17 protein-coding genes are annotated in these 22179 nt (G+C 68.6%); 9 read left to right on the forward strand and 8 right to left on the reverse strand.

The window, feature by feature from the left end; translation table 11 throughout:
- Window position 1 precedes the first annotated feature (1 nt).
- The 8 genes from tssG to ABEG18_RS12055 all read right to left on the reverse strand — a co-directional run bounded on the left by tssG (window position 2) and on the right by ABEG18_RS12055 (window position 8401).
- Entirely contained in the window at window positions 2-1120 is a 1119-nt protein-coding gene (gene tssG, locus ABEG18_RS12020; RefSeq protein ID WP_406858292.1) for a type VI secretion system baseplate subunit TssG, read from the reverse strand.
- Window positions 1117-3078 carry a type VI secretion system baseplate subunit TssF gene (gene tssF / locus ABEG18_RS12025; protein ID WP_406858293.1) on the reverse strand — a complete coding sequence of 654 codons (1962 nt, stop codon included), beginning with the start codon at window positions 3076-3078 and terminating at the stop codon, window positions 1117-1119. Before tssF ends, tssG begins: the two co-directional genes overlap by 4 nt.
- 4 nt (window positions 3079-3082) lie before the next feature.
- The gene (tssE, locus tag ABEG18_RS12030; RefSeq protein ID WP_406858294.1) at window positions 3083-3616 is read right to left on the reverse strand and encodes a type VI secretion system baseplate subunit TssE; all 534 of its coding nucleotides are present in this window, start codon (window positions 3614-3616) and stop codon (window positions 3083-3085) included.
- Between the two features lie 52 nt (window positions 3617-3668).
- Window positions 3669-4169 (reverse strand): Hcp family type VI secretion system effector, encoded by a 501-nt coding sequence (locus tag ABEG18_RS12035; protein ID WP_406858295.1) that lies wholly within the window; start codon window positions 4167-4169, stop codon window positions 3669-3671.
- A gap of 124 nt (window positions 4170-4293) precedes the next feature.
- Entirely contained in the window at window positions 4294-4776 is a 483-nt protein-coding gene (locus ABEG18_RS12040) for an Hcp family type VI secretion system effector (protein WP_406858296.1), read from the reverse strand.
- A 102-nt stretch (window positions 4777-4878) separates the two neighbouring features.
- Window positions 4879-6375 carry a type VI secretion system contractile sheath large subunit gene (gene tssC / locus ABEG18_RS12045; RefSeq protein WP_406858297.1) on the reverse strand — a complete coding sequence of 499 codons (1497 nt, stop codon included), beginning with the start codon at window positions 6373-6375 and terminating at the stop codon, window positions 4879-4881.
- Between the two features lie 64 nt (window positions 6376-6439).
- The gene (tssB, locus tag ABEG18_RS12050; protein WP_406858298.1) at window positions 6440-6955 is read right to left on the reverse strand and encodes a type VI secretion system contractile sheath small subunit; all 516 of its coding nucleotides are present in this window, start codon (window positions 6953-6955) and stop codon (window positions 6440-6442) included.
- 81 nt (window positions 6956-7036) lie between these two features.
- Entirely contained in the window at window positions 7037-8401 is a 1365-nt protein-coding gene (locus ABEG18_RS12055; RefSeq protein WP_406858299.1) for an ImpA family type VI secretion system protein, read from the reverse strand.
- 206 nt (window positions 8402-8607) lie between these two features.
- Between ABEG18_RS12055 and ABEG18_RS12060 the strand changes: the two genes are divergently transcribed.
- The 9 genes from ABEG18_RS12060 (at window position 8608) to ABEG18_RS12100 (ending at window position 22139) form a co-directional block, all read left to right on the forward strand.
- On the forward strand, window positions 8608-10596 hold the full coding sequence (locus ABEG18_RS12060) for a type VI secretion system Vgr family protein (protein ID WP_406858300.1): 1989 nt from the start codon (window positions 8608-8610) through the stop codon (window positions 10594-10596).
- Window positions 10597-10606: 10 nt separating this feature from the next.
- A complete protein-coding gene (locus ABEG18_RS12065; protein WP_406858301.1) occupies window positions 10607-11149 on the forward strand; it encodes a DUF6931 family protein in 543 nt (180 codons plus the stop codon).
- Between the two features lie 10 nt (window positions 11150-11159).
- A complete protein-coding gene (tagH, locus tag ABEG18_RS12070; protein ID WP_406858302.1) occupies window positions 11160-12509 on the forward strand; it encodes a type VI secretion system-associated FHA domain protein TagH in 1350 nt (449 codons plus the stop codon).
- A gap of 33 nt (window positions 12510-12542) precedes the next feature.
- Entirely contained in the window at window positions 12543-13880 is a 1338-nt protein-coding gene (gene tssK / locus ABEG18_RS12075) for a type VI secretion system baseplate subunit TssK (RefSeq protein ID WP_406858303.1), read from the forward strand.
- Window positions 13881-14098: 218 nt separating this feature from the next.
- The gene (icmH, locus tag ABEG18_RS12080; RefSeq protein WP_406858304.1) at window positions 14099-15322 is read left to right on the forward strand and encodes a type IVB secretion system protein IcmH/DotU; all 1224 of its coding nucleotides are present in this window, start codon (window positions 14099-14101) and stop codon (window positions 15320-15322) included.
- Window positions 15323-15366: 44 nt separating this feature from the next.
- A complete protein-coding gene (tssM, locus tag ABEG18_RS12085; protein WP_406858305.1) occupies window positions 15367-18891 on the forward strand; it encodes a type VI secretion system membrane subunit TssM in 3525 nt (1174 codons plus the stop codon).
- 1 nt (window position 18892) lies between these two features.
- A complete protein-coding gene (tagF, locus tag ABEG18_RS12090) occupies window positions 18893-19582 on the forward strand; it encodes a type VI secretion system-associated protein TagF (RefSeq protein WP_406858306.1) in 690 nt (229 codons plus the stop codon).
- A complete protein-coding gene (locus ABEG18_RS12095; RefSeq protein WP_406858307.1) occupies window positions 19579-20367 on the forward strand; it encodes a PP2C family protein-serine/threonine phosphatase in 789 nt (262 codons plus the stop codon). The genes tagF and ABEG18_RS12095 overlap by 4 nt, the downstream gene beginning before the upstream one ends.
- On the forward strand, window positions 20364-22139 hold the full coding sequence (locus tag ABEG18_RS12100; protein WP_406858308.1) for a serine/threonine-protein kinase: 1776 nt from the start codon (window positions 20364-20366) through the stop codon (window positions 22137-22139). The genes ABEG18_RS12095 and ABEG18_RS12100 overlap by 4 nt, the downstream gene beginning before the upstream one ends.
- Window positions 22140-22179 lie beyond the last annotated feature (40 nt).

Genomic DNA, 22179 nt, shown 5'->3' on the forward strand with positions numbered 1-22179 from the left:
CTCACTCGCGTGTGCGCCGACGCCTCGCCACCCGTTCTGCCGGGCTGAAGCGTGCGTCGGTCCTGATCTCATCCGGCCCATAGTCAGGGGCCATCCAGGTGGTCCAGCCGAGCGCTCCGGACATGCCGAGCCTGACCGGCTCGACCCGGGCGGCCGGCAGGGCGAGTTCGACGTCCCACTCCAGCTCGTCGCCCAGATAGAAGAAAACGAAGTCGACCAGCCGCTCGCAGGTCGGCGCGTCCGGCAAAAACCGCGCATAGGCGTCGAGATCATCGACGAAGATGCGGATCCGGATCTTGTCCTGCACGCTGAAGGAGGACTGGCCGAGCAGCAGGTCGCCGCCGAGCCCGCTGTTGCGGGAGCCGAGGAACGAGCGCTCGCTCTTCTCGAATTCCAGCCAAGTCCCGATGAACTCGTCGACTTCCGCCCTGACGCCGAAAAGCCCGGCGATCGCGTTGCGCAGCCGCGACGCCGACTTCGCCTTCGGCCCGAGCAGACCCGCATAGAGCGCCACGCCGTCCGGCTTGTGCGCGCAGTCGTCGAAGGGCGGCGATCCGCTGCCGATGGCGGTCTCGATGTAGTCGCGGAAGCGGTCGAAATCCGGCCTGTCATTGTGGACGATCGGGCGCGCGTCCGCCCAGGCGCGGTAGAAGAGTTGCAGGAAGCGATGATTGAAGAGGTCGAGGAAGCGCGGGAAGGCGTGATCGTGCGCCTGCGCATACGCGAAGGCTTCCTCGGTCACCGCCAGGGGCAGCGCGCCCTGCGGTCCGAGAAGGCCGAGGAAGCGCGAGAAAATGAGGATCCGCTTGCGGGTGGCGTCCCGCTCGACCTCCACTCGCGACAGGTTGGAGGCCGGGAATTCCAGGTGCGGCTCCTGGCCAAAGGACAGAAAGTGCTCGGCGCCGTTGAGAACGATGACTTCGTCCCGCCGGGACGCGCTGTCCCCGATCCGGGGCCGGGGCTCGACCACATGCGTCTCAGGCTCGCCGTCCGGGCCTGGTTCCGCCTCCAGCGGTCCCCTGACGCTCTGCCGAAGCCCGAGGCTGCGCTCGATGCGGCGCATGGAATCGAGGAAATCGAACCGGTGCGGCTCCTGCTCCATGTCCTCCAGATAGGTCATAGCGGCCGCCTCGAACCGATGCGGGCCGGCCAGCGCATGATTTCGCCCCGCTCGACCGTGCGCAGCACGAGCTGGGTGAAGTGGTTGAAGGCGGCGTAATCGGAATAGAAGCGTTCGAGGACGCACCCGAGCAGAAACGCTCCGCTGCCCTCGAAGGCCTTGTCGTCGATGGTCACGGAGATCTCCGCGCCCCGCGCCGGCCCGATGCCGCCCTTCTGCCGCAGGCGCCGGACCACCGGACGGCTCTCGACCAGCTTGATTCCGCGGATCCGGCGTTCCACGGCGCTGTCCGCGACATCCGCGAACATCGACAGGATCTCCCGCAGGGCCTGCGCGTTCTTGCCCGCCCCGTGCTCGACGAGGCCCAGATGGTTCAGCGCCAGCATGTTGATCAGGCGCCAGACGACCACGCCGGTGTGCGCGTTCTCGGTCCGGCTGCGCAGATGCGACGCGACTGGCTCGCGCGGCGGCGTCGGCCCGGCGACGCACTTCACCTGCAGGGTGATGTCGTCGGCGAGATGAAAATCGGCCTGTCCCTGGCTGACCGGCATGTGCTCCGTCAGATGCCGGTTGGAGCACAGGGCCCGCACGCTGAGCTCCGCCACGGAGGCGCGGTCGTGCATGAAGGCCGGCTCGCCGATCGAGATGAACATGTCCGAGCCGACATAGTTGGAGGTCGCGCCATATTTGCGCTCCTCCCCGGTCCGCCGCCTGGGCAGCCGGCGCAGCGTGTAGCAGAGCTCGCCGGCGCTCCGGCCGTCGCTGGCGGGCGAGTAGAGCGGCCTCACTGGCGCCTTCTCGGAGCCCCCCGCGTAATGGGCGTAGACGTCCAGGATCCGGTGCGGCTCGAAGTCGAGGTAGCGGCTCCGGTCCGGGACGACCTGAAACTCATACTGGCTCGCCTTGACCGGGATCCGGTCGGTCGTCATCTCGAACAGGTTGACCGCAGGCGCGGCGTAGAGGGCGAACATGTCGGGCTGCACGGCCGCCGACAGCCGCGCATTGACCTCGTCGAAGCCGAAGATCACGTCGACCTGCCTCACCGGGAGCCTGCACAGGACCTCGTCCAGCTTGCCGAGGGTGAAGCCCAGGAACTTGCGGGGAAAGACGAAGAACTCGTTCAAGAGGTCGAAGCCGCGGAACACGCGGTTGTCCGTCGGCAGCAGCGAATCCGCTTCGTCAAAGCCCACGCTGTCGAGGGAGCCCGCCGGCGCGGGCGCGACGACCGGGTTGCCGAAAGCGTCGGCGTAGCGAAACCACACGCCCCGGCAATGCCCCAGCATCTGCTCGCACAGGGCGTCGCAGTCGGGCTCGGGCCCTGTGAGGTAGATCGGCAACTCGCGCGCGCCGCAGCCGGCGAACCAGTGGTCCGGGCGCGTCGCGGCCTCGGCGGCCGACGCCTCGTCCTCGACCCGCCCCGTGGTGCGGACCGTGAGCGACAGCCGCAGCCCCGCGATGACCCCTCGCCCGCCCGGAACGCCCGCGGCCTGCGCGGCGCTGGGCGAGGAGAAGTACTCCGCCCCGGTGAGCTCGAAGGGCCACAGCGTGACGGGCGCGGTCGTCCTGAAGCGGCACGAGACCCGGCGTTCGAGTTCGACATAGGCCGCGTCCAGCGCGGATCGCCGCGGGATCGTGCGTCCCTCGCGCAACGCCGGGTCTCCATAGGGCGGAGCGACGGCGACCAGCATCGCGGACGGTGTCGGGGCCAGGAAATGCGGGACCAGCTGCTCGAGCAGGTTGTTGGTGAACTCCGGAAACTCGTGCTTGATCTTAAGCTGCACCCGCGCCGCCAGGAACGCGGAGCCCTCGAGCAGGCCCGCCACCATCGGGTCCGTCCTGTCCCGCAGGATCCCCCCGAGCCGCCCGGCGATGCCGGGATACTCCTCGGAAAATTCGGCCGCATGCTCGTAGAGGAGCTCGAGCTCGCGGTTGTAGAGGTCGAGGAACTCCCGATCCATGGGCCTATAACCGGTCGATCTGGATCTTGCCGGTCGTCAGGTCGACGTCGGCGACGAATTCCAGCGGAAGGTTGAGGGGCTCGCATTGGAGGTCGCTCTGGACGATGTAGCGGATCTTCAGCTCGTCCTCGTCGACGGACTTGTCGCGCGTCACCCTCAGGCTCGCGGTGAGCAGGCGCGGCTCGAAGAGGCGCAGGATGCGCTCGATCTCCACGTCGAGGTCGGAGGCCGCCAGCTCGTCGATCGTGCGATGCGCGATGTCCGGGAAGCCATAGTTCAGCACCGACCGCTTCACGGCCGGGAAGTCGGAGAGGTCGATGGTGGATTCCATCGCCACGCAGTTCAGCAGGGTCTCCAGATCGCGCGACACCTCCCGCCGCAGGTCGCGCTCGGTGATGGCGACCCTCTGCGACATGCGCGAGCGCGCCGCGTTCAGGCGTCCCTTCGCCGAGGCCTTCGCGTCTCGCGCGGCGTGAGCCGCCCTGAACACGAACATCAAGGGAGGGCTGAGCCGGTTCTTGCGTGTGGCGTCGACCATGTCAGCGCTCCTGGCCAAGCTCCGGAGAAGACCCCGACGCCGGTGGCGAAGTTCAACGGTTCGAGTCGAGTTCGTCGCTGAACGTCACCGCGCCGGTCCCGCCGCCGCTGCGATGCTGCTCGGTGTATTCGACGTCGATTTTGCGGAAATTGATGGAGAACTCGTCACGCGGGATGGTCCCGAACTCGTCGTCCAGCTCTTCACCACAAATCTTGTAGGACGAGATGTAGGCGTCCGACAGAATGAGCCTGTAATAGATCAGGGGCTTTCCGTCGGCGTCCTTGTCGCCCGCCTTCTCCACGGTGAGCGTCGCCTTCTTGATCTTGCCGTTGGTGGCCAGCAATTGCTGGATCGACGGGCTGGATCGGTCGACCAGCTTGGTGAAGGTGACGTCCGTATATCGCCGGCGCTGAGATGCCTGCCCGGAGGCCCCGTCGCGCGCGACCTCGACGCCGAACTCGAAGGAGCGGACCTCAATCTGGTCCGTCTTCCCGTCGCGCTTCATCTCGCCGCGGACGCTTTCGATGGTCAGCTGGTAATTCGTCTGCGTCATGTCGCGACCTGCCTGAAGCGCGCCCGCCCGCGATGGGCGGACCGGCCCCGCGGAGGAGGCCGGAATGGGCTCGACCCGTCTGAGGGGGCGCGGCCGCGTGGCCGCCAGCCCCCCTCGATGGCGATCAGACCTTCTCGTTCTTCTTCACGTCCCAGCCGACGCGGCCGGCCGTCTCGCCCGTGCCGTCCTTCTTCTGCTCGAAATATTCCTGCTCGAACTTGGCGAAGTTCAAAGCCAGCGTCTCCATCGCCTTGTCGTCGTGCCCGGAGCCGGCGTAGTTGACGGCGCTGACGAGCACGTCCGTCAGCTTGATCTTCAGGTATTCGAGCGGCTTGTCGCCGGCCTTGCGGAGCGTGATGTAGCCGTTGGGAATGTGCTTGCCGCTGCAGCAGTTGTAGAAGAGGTCTGCCGATGCGCGGTCCACATGCTTGGTGATGTGGATGTCCTGGATATGGACCTTCCCGGTCCCGCCGCCGCCACCGGTGCCGTGCGACCCGACCTGCTGGGCACCCCACGTCACGGAATGAATGTCGATTTCGCCCGGATGCTTGCTGTCATGGCTCTCGCCCTTGATGCCATCAAGCTTCAGGAACATGTCTACGGCCATTTTCCACTCCTGTTTTGCGGCTCAGCCGCCGTCCGGTGCGACCATGAAGGTCATCTTGATCATTCAGGAATTCGACTGCGGATTCTGTGCGAGCCCACACAATCAACTTGCAGGCGCAGGAAGTCGAGAAACGAGGCGCAGCCCGATATCCATGCCCTCCAGCTGGAAGTGCGGCCGGAGATTGAAGGTGGCCGAGTAGTAACCGGGATTTTCCTCGTTCGGCACGATGGTGATCTCGGCCCCGGCGAGCGGCCGCCGCGCTTTCGTCTCCTCCGACGACAGCGCCGGGTTGCCGTCCACATAGTCCTGGATCCAGTTGTGCAGCCAGCGCTGCAGCTCGTCCTGCTCCTTGTAGGACCCGACCTTGTCGCGGACCATGCATTTCAAGTAATGGGCGAAGCGGCAGACCGCGAACATGTAGGGCAGCCGGGCCGACAGGTTGCTGGACGCCGTCGCTTCCGGATTGTTCTGGTAGGCCTTGGGCCGGAAGACCGACTGCGCGCCGATGAAGGCCGCCTTGTCGGTGTTTTTGCGATGGATGAGCGGGATCAGCCCGGACTTGGCGAGTTCAGCCTCCCGGCGATCGCTGATGGCGATTTCGGTCGGGCATTTCAGGTCGACGCCGCCGTCGTCGGTCGGGAAGGTGTGGGTCGGCAGGTTCTGGACTTCGCCGCCCGACTGCACGCCCCGGATGCGGGAGCACCAGCCATATTCCTTGAAGGCCCGGTTGATGTTGGCCGCCATCGCGTAGGCGGCGTTCATCCAGGCGTATTTGTCGCCCTTGTGCCCGTCGGTGTCCTCCTCGAAGGCGAACTCCTCCACCGGGTCGGACTTCGCCCCGTAGGGCAGTCGGGACAGAACGCGCGGCAGGCATAGCCCGAGATACTTGGCGTCGTCGGAATCCCGCAGGCTCTTCCAGGCCGCATAGTCAGGCGTGTCGAACAGCTTGGAGAGGTCCCGGGGGTTGGCGAGCTCCGTCCAGCTGTCCATCCCCATCAGGATCGGGTCGGCCGCGGCGAAGAACGGCGCGTGGGCCGCCGCTGCGATCTTGCTGAGGTCGCGCATCAATTGCACGTCGGTCGCGCGGTGGCTGAAATAGTAGTCGCCGATGAGGCAGCCATAGGGTTGGCCGCCGAGCTGGCCGAACTCCTCCTCATAGATGCGCTTGAATAGCGGGCTCTGGTCCCAGGCCGCGTTCGGATACTGGCGCAGGTGGCGGTGAAGCTCGGATTTCGACGCGTTGAGGAAGCGGATCTTCAGCTGCGCGTCGGTCTCGGAGTTGTAGACGAGGTAATGAAGGCCGCGCCACGCGCTTTCCAGTTGCTGGAACTCCTTGGCGTGGACGATCTCGTTCATCTGGTCCGACAATTTCTTGTCGATCTGGGCGATCATCTCGGTGATCGTGTCCAGGACATCGTCCTTGATGAGGCTCGTGTCGGCGAGAGCCTGCTGGACGAGCGTCGTGACGGCGTTCTCGACCTCCGTCGCGGCGCGTTCGGTTCTGGGCTTGAAGCTCTGTTTCAGCACCGAGGCGAATTCATCCGCGGTCGTCGTCTCGACGGCCGGCGCCTTGTCCTGCTGGATCGTATGTTGTGCCACGGCAGCCTCGCTTGTCGTGAAGGGGCGGCGATAAAGGGTGGATGCGGCGCTCCGGGCGCCGGGGCTATGTCTCTGGCTCGGTCTCCGGCGCCTTGTCGCGCAGGGCGGCCATCAGGGCGGGGTCGCTGAGCAGCTTCTTGAGCTGGCTCTCGGCCGCGACCTTGCCGTCCATGTAGCGCATCAGGTTCGCCAACTGGGTGCGGGCTTCCAACAGCTTGTTCAGCGCGGGCACCTGCTTGGCGATGCTGGCGGGGCTGAAGTCGTCCATCTTCTCGAAACGGAGAGCGACGCCCAGTTGCTCGCCTTCCTGGTCGCCAAGCTTGTTGGCAACCCGGAACGTCACGCCCGGCGCGATCGCCGCCATCCGCTTGTCGAAGTTGTCCATGTCGAGATCGAGGAGCTTGCGGTTGGCGATCTCTTCCTTCTCCACGCCGGGAGAATTGCCGGACAGGTCCGCCATCACGCCCATCACGAAGGGAAGCTCGATCTTCTCTTCCGCGTTGGTTGGGTTTTCGTAAGTAATATGGACGCGCGGAGGCCGGTTGCGACGGATGAAGCGTTGTCCACTGTCTGACGCCATGGCTGCCCAACTCCTGTTCGAAGTCTAGTCCGCCGCCGCGGTCAAGATTAGAGACCCCCGCGTTGGCGGCGTCAATCGTGATCAGCTCCCCTGATCAAGGTCGCTCAGCGCATCGGGCGGCAGAACCGCCCGCAACACGCTGAGAAAGTCTCTCCCGGCGAGAGCGCTCGCGCGCTCGATCAGCCAGGGAACGGGACTGGAGGGCTCCTGCGCCCGCATCCAGGCGGCGACCTGGTCCAGCGCAGCCAGGGCCTGCGAGCGCGTCGCGATCGCCGCGCCGTCTCGCGCCGCCGGAACGACCTGCGAACCGGCATGGGCCATGCGCGGGCCATCGTCGGCCTGGCTTTCGGCGGAGGTCTCGCCCCAGCCCTCGTCGGCGGTCTCCGAGGCGGGCGAGAGGTCCGCGAGGCGGCCCACGGGCAACGGAAAGACGTGCCGGCCGCCGATCTGGTAGGCGGCCGAGCCCACATGGTCGGGCAGCAGGATTTGCAGCACCTCGATGAAGGACTTGCCCAAGAGCGCCTGGGCCTGGGCCAGCAGGGGCAGGACCGGGCTCGAAGGCTCGCACGCCTGGAAATAGGAGTAAGCGCCCTGGAGGGCTGCGGCCGCCTGCGCGCCGGAGCCGACGCCGCCCTGCGGCGCGGACGCGCTCTCCGCCTCCAGCGAGGGCGTCGCGCCCGGCTCGGCGGCGGCCGCCGCCGCGGGGGGCAGCGCCAGGTCGATGAGCGCCAGGATGCGCGTCAGGACGGCGCGGAGGTTCGACAGCCTCGGCGCCGTGACGATGTCGGCGCGCTCGGCCCAGAGGGCCCCGATCCGGTCGAGCGCGGCCCGCGTCGCCTCCACGGCGGCGCGGCTCGCCGCTGTCTGTTCTGCGGCGTCCCGCAGGGTTTGCAGGATCGTCGACTCGGTGGGAGTCTCCTCGCCCGCACGGGGCTCGGCCTCGCGGCGCGCGTAGAGAAAGGAGCGCAGGTTGACCGGCCCGGCGCGCCGGCTCTCGCACAGGCGCACATATTGAAGCGAGAACGCCACCGTGGATTCATCCAGCGTCCCCAGCGTCGCGGCGCGCATCGCCAGCGAGCCGTTCTCCGCGCGCGGATGCGTCTCGTCCCAGAAGAGCTCCAACATGCGCGCGCCCGCCACGACGGAGCGGCTGAACTCGGCCAGGTTCCCGTTCAGGATGGAAAGCCTCGCCAGCAGCATGACGAGCCGCAGGTCGCGGGTTCGCGACAGCAGGGCGCCGATCTTCGCGACAAGTTCATCGATGTCGACGACCGAGGGATCGAAAGAAAAGGGCTGCCCGTCCACGAAGAACGTGGCCGGCATCACGCCTTCCTGCACGGCGAAGAAATTCAAGTAATCGTCATCGCCTTCAAGATCCAGGTCCGGACCACACGGATCATCTGGCTTCAGAGGTTGTTCCAGCGCTCTGTAGTCGATCGAGGTCACAGCCAACCAGCCGGGCAAGAAAACACGATGTGATATTCACCGTAACGACCGGCGGGGAGTCATATTGTGCGCTGACGCACAAGTTCGCATGTCAAAGCAGCCTAGGTTTCATCGGTGAACCGCCGACCGCCGAGCTTCTCGACTATGTGCGTCACATAAGTTAGCGTCAAGAAGAGTTGGATGATGTGTCTGACTGCGAGGTCGCCATGACTGACGAGCTGGCGCAGGACGAGCGGGTCGCGTCCCTTCAGACACCGCTCGGTCGAAACAAGCTCGCCATCGCGCGCTTCGAGGCGCATGAGGCCCTCAGCGAGCTTTTCGAGTTCCGCATCGACGCGCTGAGCCGCGACCCGGACATCGATTTCGACAAGGCGCTCGGGCGCTCCTGTTGCGTGACCATCGCGGCCTATGCCGGCCCCAAGCGTCATTTCGACGGCGTCCTGGTCGAGGCCCAGGCGCTCGGCATGGTCCACGACCTCTATTCCTACCGGCTGGTCCTGCGCCCGTCGCTCTGGCTGCTGTCGCGCACCGCCAATTGCCGAATCTGGCACGACATGACCGCCCTTGCGATCATCAAGGAGGTCCTTGGGCAGCGGGGCGTCCAGTACAAGACGGCCACCACGCGCGAATGCCGCAAGCGCGAATACTGCGTGCAGTATCGCGAGACGGACCTCGCCTTCGTCTCCCGCCTGATGGAGGAGGAAGGAATCTACTACTTCTTCCAGCATGGAGACGGCGAGCACACGCTTAATCTCGCTGACGCCCCGTCGTCACACAAGCCGATCCCGGGCCATGCCAGGGTGCCGTTCAGCAAGGTCGCCGCATCCGGCCATGTGCGCGAGGAGGCGCTGTTCGACTGGACCTCCGAGCGCCGTTTCCGGACGGGCAAGTTCGAGCTGCGCGACTACAATTTCAAGACGCCCGGCAACAAGCTGATCGGCCCCGCCAAGGCCAGCGCCCGCTACGCGAAATCCGATCTCGAAGTCTACGATTATCCCGGCAAATACGACCAGGAGAGCGAAGGGAAGCGCTACGCCGAAATCAGGCGCGACGCCGAGCAGGCGTTCGACAAGCGGCGCTACGCCAGCGGCGAGGCCCCGTCCCTCTTCCCGGGCGGGTGCTTCACGCTGGCTGACCATCCGAGGTCGTCCGAGAACAAGTCCTTCCTCGTGCTCCGGGCTCGGCACACGTTCAGCGCCCAGACCTTTCGCTCGGGCGGCGCGGGCCTCGGCTCCGGCGAGAACTATCGCGGCGACTACGAGATGCTGCCCGCGGACCAGCAGTTCCACGCTCCCATGGTGACGCCGAAGCCGATCGTTCACGGGCCGCAGACCGCCCGCGTCGTGGCGCGGCCCGGAACGAGCGGCGAAGAGATCGACGTCGACGACCATGGGCGCATCCGCGTCCGGTTCCATTGGGACCGTGATGACAAGCGCTCCTGCTGGCTTCGCGTCGCCCAGATGTGGGCGGGCTCCCGATGGGGCGGCCAGTTCATCCCGCGCATCGACATGGAGGTCGTCGTCGAGTTCCTGGAAGGCGATCCCGACCGGCCGCTCGTCGTGGGCAGCGTCTACAACGCCGACAACCGCTACCCCTGGACCCTTCCGGCCAACAAGACCCAGTCCGGCGTGAAGACGGACTCCTCCAAGGGCCACAACGGGCACAATCAGGTCCGCTTCGAGGACAAGAAGGGATCCGAGGAGATCAACGTCCGCGCCGAGAAGGACCTCAACACGGAGATCCTGCACGCCGAGACCCGCAAGATCGGCGAGCGCTTCCAGCCGCCGATGGGCTCGCCGTCGCGAGAGACCACGCTCCTGATGGGCGACGACAAGCTGACCGTGGCGTCGGGCCACCGGCAGGCCACGATCGCCATGAATGACACGCTGACGGTGGGGATGAACCGGCAGGATACGGTGGGGCTGAACCGCAGCGCCTCGATCGGCGTGTCCGACAGCGTCATCGTCGGGGCCAGCCAGAGCGTCACGGTGGGCGCGGCGCAAAGCACGACGGTGGGCGCAGCCCAGAGCACGACCGTGGGCGCGGCCCAGACCGACACCGTGGGCGCCGTCGTCACCGTCACGGCCGGGGGCGTGGTGTCGATCACGGCCGGCGGCGCGATCATGCTGACGGCCGGCGGCGGCGTGCACGTCAACGGCGTGCTCTTCGTGCACGGCGCGATCATCCCGCTGTGAGGTCCAAGGCATGCACCGGCTTCGCTTCACGACCGCCTCGGCCCTGTTCGAAGCCTTTCCCACGGCCGTGGCGGATGTCGGCGGCCCCGTCGTGGAGCAGGAGAGCCTGGCCTATGCGGCCGAACTGGCCGGATCCGGAAACGTCATGGGCGCGCTCTCCTTCGTCGCCTACCTGCTGCCGCGCCGCGAGGCCGTGCACTGGGCCTGCCAGAGCGTGCGCAGCCTCCCGGGCTCGCCTGACGCCGGGGAGATGGCCTGCCTGGAGGCGGCGGAGCGATGGGTGAGGACGCCCGACGAGGATCTCCGCTTCGCCGCGGCGCGGACGGCGCTCGGCGCGCAGCAGACCTCCCCCGCGACCTTTGCCGCCTACGGGGCGGGCTACGCCGGGCGCACGCTCGCGCCGCCGGACCTGGGCCCGGCTCCCGCCGCGCCTCACCTCACGGCCCAGTCCGTGCGCTGCGTGTTCCTGCTCGCCGGCCTGCGGGTGGCGCAAGACCGCCAGGCCGCATGGCGCCGCACGGCGCTCGAGGCCGGCGTCCGGTTGGCGACATGAGCGAGGCACGATGGCGCTGACCCTCACCATCGAGAACTTCGAGAGCCTGCCGGATGGCGGGCCGCTGAGCATCGGCGTCGCCGGCCGGCGCGGGATCGACATCGGCCGGGACCCCTACCTGGACTGGACCTTGCCCGACCCGAGCCGAACCATCTCCGGCAAGCATTGCGAGGTGCGCTTCCAGGACGGGGGCTACCTGCTCTACGACGTGTCCACCAACGGAACCTATCTCAACGGATCCCAGTACAGGATCCAGTCGCCCCACCGGCTTCGCACCGGCGACAGCCTCGCGATCGGCCAATACATCATCCGCGTCGAGGTCCAGGAGGAGCAGGACGCGAAGCCCGACGCCGGGCGGAGCGCCGCGCCCCAGCCGGAGGACCTTTGGACGATGGACGGCGAGGTCCCCTCGCCGATGGACCCGCGGGAGCTGCGCGGAGGTCGCCAAGCCCGCCCGGTCCATAGCGATTTCCTCGAACAGGCCATGGGGAGCCCCGCGCTCTACGACGTCCCGGACGCCGGCGAGGGCGTTGCGCGCCGGGCGGAGGCGCCGGACTGGAGCCGGACGGACCCGTCGCTCGCCTGGGCTCCCTCCGTGCCGCGGTCGTCGGATCCCGTCGAGCCTGCGCCGGTCCCCCCAGCCCCGCGTCGCCCGACCTCCCCCGCCGCCGCGGTCTGGGACGAAGCCGCTGCCCCTCCCCCGGAGCCGGCGCCGGCGGCCGCAGCCAGCCCGCGCCCGCCGGCCGGCGAGACGCCCGCCGTCTCCCAGGACCTCGCGGCGGCCTTCACCGCCAGGTTCGCGCAGGGCGCAGGATTGTCTCCCGACAAGTTCGCGGACCGGGACGCCTTGCTGCTGGCCCAGCTCGCCGGCGAACTGATCCACGACGTCGTGGTCGACCTGATGCAGCTGCTGGGCGCCCGCAACGAGGCCAAGAGGCTCTCACGCAGCGTCAACCAGACCGTGATCCAGCCGCTCGACAACAATCCCCTGAAGTTCTCGCCGACGCCCGAAGATGCGCTGAACGTCATGCTCGGTCCGCCGACGAAGAGCTACCTCGACGCGCGCAGGGCGCTGGCCCAAGGCTTCGCCGACCTGAAGTCGCACCAGCTGCGGACCTACTCGGCCATGCAGGCCGCGGTCCGGGCGCTCGCGGCCGATCTCGATCCGGACGCGATCGCCGCCTCCGTCCCGGCGTCGGGCGGCCTCTCGGAGATGATCGGCTCCCGCAAGGCGCGGCTGTGGGACGCCTACGTCACCCGGTGGAAGGCCAAGACGCAGCAGCACGAGGACGGCCTGGTGGACGTCTTCATGCTGGAGTTTGCAGACATTTATGATCGCGGCCCGGACAGCAAAGGCTAGGTCGCGCCACGCCGAACGAATGATGGGAATGCGATGTCCTGGCACAGCAAGGTGGTGTGGAGAGAGGGGCTGTTCCTGCGGCCGCAGCATCTTCAGCAGAACGACCGTTACCATGAGCGGCTCGTCGAGAGCCGGACCCGGCACATCTCGCCTTATCCCTGGGGTTTCTCGCATCTGGAGATCGACCGGGATCTCGCGCAGCAGAGCAAGTTCGCGCTCCGCCGGGCCGTCGGCGTCATGCCGGACGGCGCTCCGTTTGACGTCCCGGGCGGCAGCCCGCCGCCCGCCCCTATCGACGTGCCCGACAACGCCGCCGGCCAGATCCTTTGGCTGACCATGCCCGCCGCCTCGTCCAACACGCGCGAGGTGGACCACCGGCCGGCCGGGAGCGCCAGCCGCTACACCGAAGGGGCGGAGACGGTCATCGATTCCACTTCCGAGCTGCGCAGCGAGGAGGAGATCGACGTCGCCTATCCCCGCCTGGCCTATGACCTGCGCAAGACGCCGCGCCCGGAATACCTGACCCTCGCCGTCGCCCGCATCGTGGAGATCCGCGACAAGCTGATCATCTTCGACGAGAAGTTCGCGCCGCCCATCCTGGTCTGCTCGGCCCACCCGGTGGTCAATGGCTGGCTCGACCGGGTGATCGGCTGGATCGACAACAAGCTGGAGGAGCTGGCCCGCTACGCCGCCGATCCGACGGCCGGCGGCGGGCTGCAAAGCGTCGACTATTTCGTGCTCCAGCTGCTGAACCGCACCATCCCGGTGCTGAAGCACTACCGCTCCTCCGTCTACGTGCATCCGGAGCGGCTGTTCACCGCGCTCGTGTCGCTGGCCGGAGAGCTGGCCACCTTCGCCACCACGGAGCGCCGGGCGCGGCTCTATCCCGCCTATGACCACGACGAGCTCGAAAAGGTCTTCGATCCCGTCATGCGCGACCTGCAGGACTTCCTTAGCGCCCGGCTGGGACGCCGCGCCATCCGGCTGGAGATCATCGAGCGGGCACAGAACGCGTTCCTGTCGCCGATCCGCGACCGGACGCTGTTTCGCAACGCCACGCTCGTGCTGGAGGTCGCCGCTCGCCGGCCCCTGGGCGAGATCCAGGCCCAGTTCCCGCACCTCTTCAAGGTCGGGCCGAACACCAAGATGAACGAGATCGTGCACGCCCACCTCCCGGGCGTTCCGCTCGTGCATCTGCCGACCCCGCCGCCGCAGATCCGCGCCATCACCGACCACGTCTATTTCTACCTGGACCGGACCTCTCCCCTCTGGCCCGAATTCAGCACGGCGGCGTCGATCGGCATGCATTTTTCCGGTGAATGGCCCGAGCTCGAGCTCGACCTTTGGGCCGTGCTGGAGGATCGGCGATGAGCGATAAGGACAACCCGTTCGGCCTGGGCGGCGGGGAGCGGACCGTCATTCGGCCCAACCCCGGACAGCGCCTGCCGGCGGCCCCCGTCGCGCCCTTGAACCCGTCTCGCTCCGCGTCGGCTTCAACCGTCCGGCCCGCGCCGACGCCGAGGGGCGGCGGCAGGGAGGGACCTGACGAGTGGATCTCCAGCTCCCGCGGGCCGGAACCCCCGTCCGCGATGCCCCGCGCCGAGGATCTGCGCTTCGACGACCTCGCCGCTCCTCATCCCAACCCCATCATGCGCGCCGCGGGGCCGCTGCTGCTGCTGCTCGGGCGGCTGCGGGTGGCCATGGTCCGCGCCTCCTTCGCCAGCCTGATGGAGCAGGTCGCGGCCGCCATCGCCTTCTTCGACAAGGACATCCGGGCCGCCGGCGTGCCGCCCGAGCAGGCCAACGTCGCCAAGTACCTCGTCTGCGCCACGGCCGACGACATCGTGCAGAACATCCCGACCGAGGACCGGCACGTCTGGACGCAGTACAGCATGCTCAGCCGCTTCTTCGGCGAGCGCACCGGCGGGGTGCGCTTCTTCGAGGAGCTGGACAGGCTCAAGAACGAGCCTGCCGCCAATTATGACGTGCTCGAATTGCAGCACGCCTGCCTGGCGCTCGGCTTCCAGGGCCTGCACCGGACGACGGGCGGCGGCGCCGTCCAGCTGCAGACCATCCAGCGCAACCTCTACGAAACGCTGCGCCGCATCCGCCCCAAAATCCCTCGCGAACTCTCGCTTCGCTGGCGCGGCCAGGAGCTCGGGGCCCGCGGCTCGCGCTTGCGCGTGCCCGTCTGGGCCGTGGCGGGCGTGGCGGCGGTGAGCCTGTTCGCGCTCTTCGTCGCCTTGAGGACGACGCTCGCGGACGCCAGCGAACGGGTCGCCGAAGCCAATCTCGCCTTGCTGCCCAACACCCCGGTCTTGCTGCAACGCCGCTTGCCGGCTCCGCCGCCTGCTCCGCCGCCCCAGTCGTTGACCCAGCTTCAGCGCATTCGCGCCGGGCTGGGACCGGGCGTCGACGGATGCGCGCTCGGCGCGGACATCCTCGGCCGCTGGATCGCGATCCGGGTCTGCAGCGGCATCATGTTTGAGTCCGGGCAGGCCAGCGTGCTGCCGCAGTTCAAGCCGGTTGCCATGCGGATCGCCCAGACCATCGAGAAGGAGGCCGGGCCGGTGATGATCGTCGGCCACACGGACAACCAGCCCCTCTCGCCGACGAACCGCTTCAAGAACAATCAGCAACTGTCCGTGGAGCGCGCGCGGGCGGCCGCCGCCTTGATCGCGTCGACCTTCGCCGACCCCTCGCGGATCACCACCGAGGGCCGCGGCCCCGACGACCCCGTGGCGGACAACAAGACGGCCGAGGGGCGGGCCCGAAACAGGCGAGTCGAGTTCCTCGTCACCCGCATCGATTGATCGAGGCTCCAGCCGCGTCCCGGACGCATTCAGGACAGAGGTCGATGTTCAACAAGGACGCCCTCGGGAAAGACGTCTTCCGGATCATCCTTTACGGGGTCGGACTGGGCTCGATCTCGGCCATGATCTACCTGGCCGGCCCCTATGTGGAATTCGGCGGCTGGCGTCCGCTCGAAAACCACATCGTGCGCGAGATCGTCATCGTCGTCCTCGTGGCGGCTTTCGCGGCGTTTTCGGGAGTGAAGCTCTGGCGCCGCAAGGCCAACGCCGCGGCGCTGGGCGAAGGCATCGCCGCCGAAGCGGTGGAGGACGACGCGGAGGAGCTCTCCGGCCGCATGAAGGACGCGCTGGCCACGCTCAAGCAGGCCAGCGGCGGCAAGGCCGATTTCCTCTACGAGCTTCCCTGGTACGTCATCATCGGCCCGCCGGGCTCCGGCAAGACCACCGCCCTCGTCAACTCCGGGCTGAAGTTTCCGCTCGCCGGGAAGTCCACGCCGTCCGCTATCGCGGGCGTCGGCGGCACGCGCTACTGCGACTGGTGGTTCACCGAAGACGCCGTGCTGATCGACACCGCCGGCCGCTACACCACGCAGGATTCGGACGTCCGGTCCGACAAGCAGAGCTGGCTCTCCTTCCTCGACATCCTCAAGAAGAACCGCCCGCGGCAGCCGATCAACGGCGTCATCGTGGCGATCAGCCTGCACGACGTCCTGAGCCTCGATCCCGACGAGCTGGCGGCCCACGCCAAGGCCATCCGCGCGCGGCTTCTCGAACTGCACGATCGACTCAAGGTGGACTTTCCCGTCTACGCCCTCTTCACGAAATGCGACCTCGTCGCCGGCTTCACGGAGTATTTCGGCGATCTCGGCGAGCAGGCCCGCCGGCAGGTCTGGGGCGCGACCTTCCAGACGAACGACAAGACCAAGAACCTCGTCAGCAACGTCCCGGACGAGTACGACGCGCTGATCGAGCGCCTGAACCTCGACATGCCGGACCGGCTCCAGGACGAGCCCGCGCCGGCGACGCGGGCCGCGCTTTACGGCTTCCCGGCCCAGATGGCCGCCCTGAAGCGCCCGGTCTACGCCTTCCTGAACGCGGTCTTCGAACCCACCCGCTACCATGTCAACGCCACCCTGCGCGGCTTCTACTTCACCTCCGGCACCCAGCAGGGCACCCCGATCGATCAGCTGATCGTGGCGCTCAGCAAGAATTTCGGCGCGCAGGAGATCGCAGGGAACGCGTTCTCGGGCCTGGGCAAGAGCTATTTCCTGTCGGACCTCATCCAGAACGTGATCATCGGCGAGGCCGCATGGGTGTCGACCGACCCGCGCGCCGTGCGCCGGGCGAGAATCCTGAAGGCCATGGCCTTCGCCGCCATCGCGCTGGTCGCCGCCGCGGCGGCGGGGGCATGGTGGGTGAGTTGGAACCGGAACGTCTCGCTGATCGCCGCCACGGACGGGGCCGGCAAGGAGTTCGCCGCGGCCGGCGGCCCAATCCCGAGAGAGGAGGTCGTCGCCGACCGCGACTTCAGCAAGATCCTGCCCCTGCTGCAGAAACTGCGCCACATGCCGACCGGCTTCGCCCAGAGGGATGCGCCCGTGCCGGTGGCGGCGACCTTCGGCCTGAGCCAATGGGAGCGGCTGGAATCCTCGTCCGTGAGCGCCTATCGGCTGGCGCTCGAGCGGATGCTGCGGCCCCGGCTCCTGTACCGACTCGAGGAGGTCCTGGAGCAGCGGGCCAGCGATCCCGGCTATGTGTACGAAGCCCTGAAGGTCTACATGATGCTCGGCGGGCTGCACGCGGCGGACCGCGAACTCGTCCTGTCCTGGGAGCGGCAGGATTGGGCGGACGCCCTCTATCCCGGGCCCGCGCAGGCGGAAGGTCGCAAGGCGCTGGAAGACCACCTCAACGCCATGCTCGACCTCGAGCCGGGTCACCAGCCGCTGGTTCAGGTCAGCGGCGCGGTGGTGGCGGAGAGCCAGCGAACCCTGGCCCGCCTGAGCGTCGCCCAGCGCGCCTACGAGCTTTTGAAATCCCAGGCCCGGTCCCTCAACATCCCGGACTGGAGCGCCGCCAGGGCCGGCGGACCGGACTTCGAGCGCGTCTTCGAAGCCGCCGGAGGAGCGCCCGTCGAGACGCTGCGCACGCCCGGCTTTTTCACCTATGCGGGTTTCCAGCGCGCCTTCATGGCCCGGCTTCCCGACATAGCGGACCGGATCAACAAGGAGCGCTGGGTGCTGGGCGAGTTTGGCGAGCAGTCCTCCGTCGCCGACCAGTACAAGACGCTGCCCAACGATCTCCTGGCGCTCTACGGCAAGGAGTTCGTGGCGACGTGGCGGGCCGTGCTCGCCAGGATCACGGTCCGACGCCTCACGGCCGACAAGCCCCGCTACCTCGCCCTGACGGCAGCGGCCGCCGCCAATTCGCCGCTGAAGGCGCTGTTTGAGTCCATCCGCGACGAGACCGCCCTCACCCGGGAGCGCCCCGGGGCCAAGCCGGCCGACGCCGGGGCCGCGCAGCCTGCCGCCGCCAGCCTGGTGACGGGCCAGGACCAGCCGCCCGGCGCGGCCATCGAGGCCCAGTTCAGGCCGTTCCACGCCTGGGTCGAGACCGTGGGGTCGCGCCGGCAGATCGACGAGCTGGTGGCGCAGCTCAGCGACATCCGCGACAACCTGATCACCTCGGCCAACGTGCCCGGGCAGTCTCCTCAGGCCAATGCGGCTTTGCAGTCCCAGGTCCAGCGTTTCCGCTCGAGCGCCAACCAGCTGCCCGACCCCTTCAAGGACCAGCTGATGCGCGTCGCGTCCGCCTTCCAGACGGACGTCGTGAACTCCGAGCTGGGCCAGCTCGCCCGGGCGCTCGGCGACCAGGTCACCGGCGCCTGCCAGCAGGTCGTGAACGGCCGATACCCCTTCACGCGCGGCGTGGCGAACGAGATCGCCCTGTCCGACTTCGGCCGCGTCTTCGGCCAGGGCGGCGTGATGGACCGGTTCTTCCAGACCTTCCTGCAGAAATACGCCGACACCTCCAAGCCGACATGGGCCTGGCGGGCGGACCAGCCGCTCACCGGCAGCCTGTCTCCCGGCCTCCTGCGCGAGTTCCAGCGCGCGCAGCAGATCCGCGAGACGTTCTTCAGCGGCGGACCCCAGCCGCAGATCGCCATGACGGTCTATCCGCCCATCCTGAGCGGCAGCGGGGTGACGGCGAAGTTCGAGATGAACGGCCAGGTCGTCACCGCCCAGGCCGGCGTCGCCGGCTCGCCGCAGGCGATGAGCTGGCCGGCGGGAGGCGGACGCACCGCGGTGCTGCTGTCCTACGACGCGCCGGCCTCCACCCTGCTCGGAGGCGCGCAGCCTGCGCCCTCCGCCCCGGCCGTTCTGGAGCGCTCGGGCGCCTGGTCGCTGTTTCGCCTCCTGGACGCCGGAGCGCCCGTGCAGAAGGGCGAGAGGCTCGTCGCAAGCTTCATCGTGGGCGGTCGCGAGTTGCAGTACCAGTTCAGCTTCGGGTCGCGGCAGAACCCGTATTCCCTCGCCGCCCTGCGCGAGTTTCGCTGCCCCGCGGGGATCTGAGATGCGCTTCGGGCTGTTCGGGAAACTGCAATCCAAGCGCGACTTCATCGCGATCGGCACGCCGCGCGCCTTTTTGTCAGTCTGGGAGCCCTGGATCCAGGCCAGCATGGCGTCGAGCCGCCTGTTGCTCGCCGAGGGCTGGCGCGACGCGTTCCTCACCTCCCCGATCTGGCGCTTCTGGCTCGGCGCGGATCTGTGCGGCGCGACCGTCTCCGGGGCGCTGATGCCCTCCATGGACGGAGTGGGCCGCTATTTCCCGCTCGCCGTGCTGGCGATGGCCGAGGAGGGAGAAGCGCAGCCTCCTCCCGAACTCGACGACGCCGCCGGATGGCATGACCGTCTGGAAGAGTTCCTCGTCGGCACGCTGGAGAGCGCCGCAGCGTTCGAGGCCACGATCGCCGGCCTGGCAGCCCTGCCCCTTCCCCCGTCGGCTCGCACCGAAGCGCCCACGTCCGGCTCGCTCGGGATCGCGGGCCGCGTCGATGAGGATTTCCCGGACTTCTTCGCCAGGAGCCGCATCGCGGGATCCCGCGACGCCTATGCGGGCATGACGTTCTGGTGGACGACGGGCGGGCGCGACTACCCGCCCGCCGCGTTGGCGGTCCGGGGCATGCCTGACCCGGTCCGCTACGCGGCGATGCTGACGGGGCGCTTCGTCGAGCCCGGTCCGGGCATGGACGACGACCGATGACGGGCCTGCAGGATCTTCGCTTCGAGACCGGGGCCGCGACCCATGTCGGCAAGGTGCGCGCGCAGAACGAGGACAATTTCCTGACCCGACCGGAGATCGGCCTCTGGTGCGTCGCGGACGGCATGGGCGGCCACGAAGCGGGCGGACTGGCGAGCGCCGCCATCGTCGAGGCGCTGCGCCACGTCCGGCCGCCGGCGACGGCCGCCGACCTGCTCGCCGCCTGCCGGCAGAGCCTCATCGACGCCAACGCCGCGATCCGGGCGATCGCGACAGCCCGCGGCTTCGCCCTCGTGGGCGCGACGGTGGTCGTCCTGCTCGCGTCGGGGCGCCATTTCGCCTGCCTGTGGGCGGGCGACAGCCGGCTCTACCGCATCCGCGCCGCAACAGCCGCGCAGCTCACGAGGGACCATAGCGAGGTCCAGGACATGGTCGACAGGGGTCTTCTGTCGGACGACGAAGCGAGGACCTGGCCCGGCCGCAACGTAATCACCCGCGCCATCGGAGCATCCCCCGCCCCCGACCTGGACATGATCCAGGGCGACATCGAGCCGGGAGACGTCTTCCTGTTGTGCAGCGACGGGCTGACCACGCATGTGGCGGATGACGAGATCGCCGCCCGGGCGACCGCGCGGCCGCCCCAGGACGGCTGCGCGGCGCTGGTGGACCTCACGCTCGAGCGCGGCGCCGCCGACAATGTCACGGTGGTGATCGTGCGCGCCTCCGCGGTGGAGCGGACGATCGTCGCCGCCGCCCCGCCCCGGCCTGCGCCACGGGAGCGGCCATGACGGACCCCACCCGCATCCAGCTCGCTCCCGGCTTCCTGCCCGCGGGAACACGGCTCAGCGGCATCTACGAGATCGACGCCCCCCTCGCCCAGGGCGGCATGGGCGAGGTCTATCGCGGGCGCACCATCGAGACCGGCGACGCCGTCGCCATCAAGGTGGTCCGCGCCGACATGGCCAGGGACGACGCGGTGCTGGCCCTGTTCCGGCGCGAGGCGTCGGCGCTCAGCCGGCTGCATCACGAGGCCATCGTCCGCTACTTCGTGTTCACGCTGGACCCTGCGCTCCAGCGCCATTATCTGGCGATGGAGCTGGTCGAAGGCGTCTCGCTTTCGGAGCTCCTGGAACGCGGCCCGCTCGGGGTGGACGAAGCTTGCCGCCTGCTGCGCAGGGTGGCGCTGGGCCTGCAGGCGGCGCATGAGCGCGGCGTCGTTCATCGCGACGTCTCACCCGACAACATCATCATCGAGGACGGGGATGTCGGGCACGCCCGGATCATCGACTTCGGGATCGCCCGCTCCACGCGCCTCGGCGACGCCACCGTGATCGGCAGCGGGTTCGCGGGCAAATACAACTACGTCTCGCCCGAGCAGCTCGGCCTCGCCGGCGGCGAGGTCACCGGGCGGTCGGACATCTACAGCCTGGGGCTTGTGATCGTGCAATGCCTGCGCGGCAAGCCGATCGACATGGGCGGAAGCCAGGCCGACATCGTCGACAAGCGCCGGCGGGTCCCCGACCTCTCCGACATCGACCCGCGAATCCGCGGGCTGCTCGAGCGCATGCTGGCGCCCGACCCGCAGGACCGGCCCGCCACCATGGCGGAGGTCGCAGCCTGCGCTGCGCCCGGGCCCGCCCCCACCGCCCGACCCCTTTCCGTGGATCAGGCTCCTGCCCCGCGCCCCCGGGCCGCTTCCCCGTCCTCCGTCTCGCAGGAGACCACCCGCTTCCGGCCTCGCTGGCCCTGGGCCGTCGCCGCGGGGGCGCTGGCGGTCCTCGCCGCCGGCGGTCTCATCGTCTTCCAGGCGAGCGATCCCTGGACCTTCCCGACCCCGCCGCCCGCGCCGACGCTCGCCTCCCCCGACGCCGCAGGCGTCCCGTCCGGGCGGCCCCAAGCCTTGGGCGAACGGCCTCCGGGCGACGCCGCGCCGCCGGTCGGTTCCGACGATGTGCGGCGCATCGCCGACTTCATCCGCGACTATGACGGCGGACGCTGCTTCCTGGCGCTGCCGACCGCCCTGGCGGCCGGCTCGGCCGACATCGAGGCTTTCGCCCTGGAGGAGCGCCCATTCCATGATCTCGATCGCGCCTTCAAGGCAGCGAACGGGTTCGAGGCCGCCATCGAAGGCGGGCAGGTCGCCGCCGGGCAATGCCCGGCGCTCGGCTTCATCCAGGAGCTGCGTCGCAAGGCCGGCGCCGAAGTGGCCCGGCTCTCGATCGCCCGCACGCGCGTCAGCCAGGGGGGACTTCTGGAGGGCCGGCTCTCCGGCGGGGCCGCCCATGTGGCGCTCCTCGTCGTGGATGACGCGGGCGGGGTCAGCGACGTCACCGATCGACTCGTCGGCGAGGCCGACAGGAGCTTCTCCATGCAGCTCAGCCGTGAGAGCGCCAAGGGCGCCAGCCCCATGCTCCTGGTGTCCATCGGCGGATCGCAGCCGGTGTCGGGGCTGGTCTCGGCCCTCCAGTCGACGCGGGACGAACCCGCCGGGTCGGACGGCAAGGCGGCCCAGGCGCCCGGACGGATCGAAGTTGGCGTCAAATACTTCAAGCTGGACTGATGTACGATTTGTCACCCCGCACCGCCCCGTCGCGTGGCAC

Origin of the sequence: Alsobacter sp. KACC 23698, from assembly GCF_045348435.1 — a bacterium.
GTDB lineage: Bacteria > Pseudomonadota > Alphaproteobacteria > Rhizobiales > Beijerinckiaceae > Alsobacter.

Coding starts and splice junctions, on each gene's coding strand:
- tagF (WP_406858306.1), top strand. CDS start 18,893: ATGCGCTTCGGGCTGTTCGGGAAACTGCAATCCAAGCGCGACTTCATC.
- icmH (WP_406858304.1), top strand. CDS start 14,099: ATGCCCCGCGCCGAGGATCTGCGCTTCGACGACCTCGCCGCTCCTCAT.
- tssF (WP_406858293.1), bottom strand. CDS start 3,078: ATGGATCGGGAGTTCCTCGACCTCTACAACCGCGAGCTCGAGCTCCTC.
- tssB (WP_406858298.1), bottom strand. CDS start 6,955: ATGGCGTCAGACAGTGGACAACGCTTCATCCGTCGCAACCGGCCTCCG.
- tssE (WP_406858294.1), bottom strand. CDS start 3,616: ATGGTCGACGCCACACGCAAGAACCGGCTCAGCCCTCCCTTGATGTTC.
- tagH (WP_406858302.1), top strand. CDS start 11,160: ATGGCGCTGACCCTCACCATCGAGAACTTCGAGAGCCTGCCGGATGGC.
- ABEG18_RS12040 (WP_406858296.1), bottom strand. CDS start 4,776: ATGGCCGTAGACATGTTCCTGAAGCTTGATGGCATCAAGGGCGAGAGC.
- ABEG18_RS12060 (WP_406858300.1), top strand. CDS start 8,608: ATGACTGACGAGCTGGCGCAGGACGAGCGGGTCGCGTCCCTTCAGACA.
- tssK (WP_406858303.1), top strand. CDS start 12,543: ATGTCCTGGCACAGCAAGGTGGTGTGGAGAGAGGGGCTGTTCCTGCGG.
- ABEG18_RS12095 (WP_406858307.1), top strand. CDS start 19,579: ATGACGGGCCTGCAGGATCTTCGCTTCGAGACCGGGGCCGCGACCCAT.
- ABEG18_RS12035 (WP_406858295.1), bottom strand. CDS start 4,169: ATGACGCAGACGAATTACCAGCTGACCATCGAAAGCGTCCGCGGCGAG.
- ABEG18_RS12100 (WP_406858308.1), top strand. CDS start 20,364: ATGACGGACCCCACCCGCATCCAGCTCGCTCCCGGCTTCCTGCCCGCG.
- tssG (WP_406858292.1), bottom strand. CDS start 1,120: ATGACCTATCTGGAGGACATGGAGCAGGAGCCGCACCGGTTCGATTTC.
- ABEG18_RS12065 (WP_406858301.1), top strand. CDS start 10,607: ATGCACCGGCTTCGCTTCACGACCGCCTCGGCCCTGTTCGAAGCCTTT.
- tssM (WP_406858305.1), top strand. CDS start 15,367: ATGTTCAACAAGGACGCCCTCGGGAAAGACGTCTTCCGGATCATCCTT.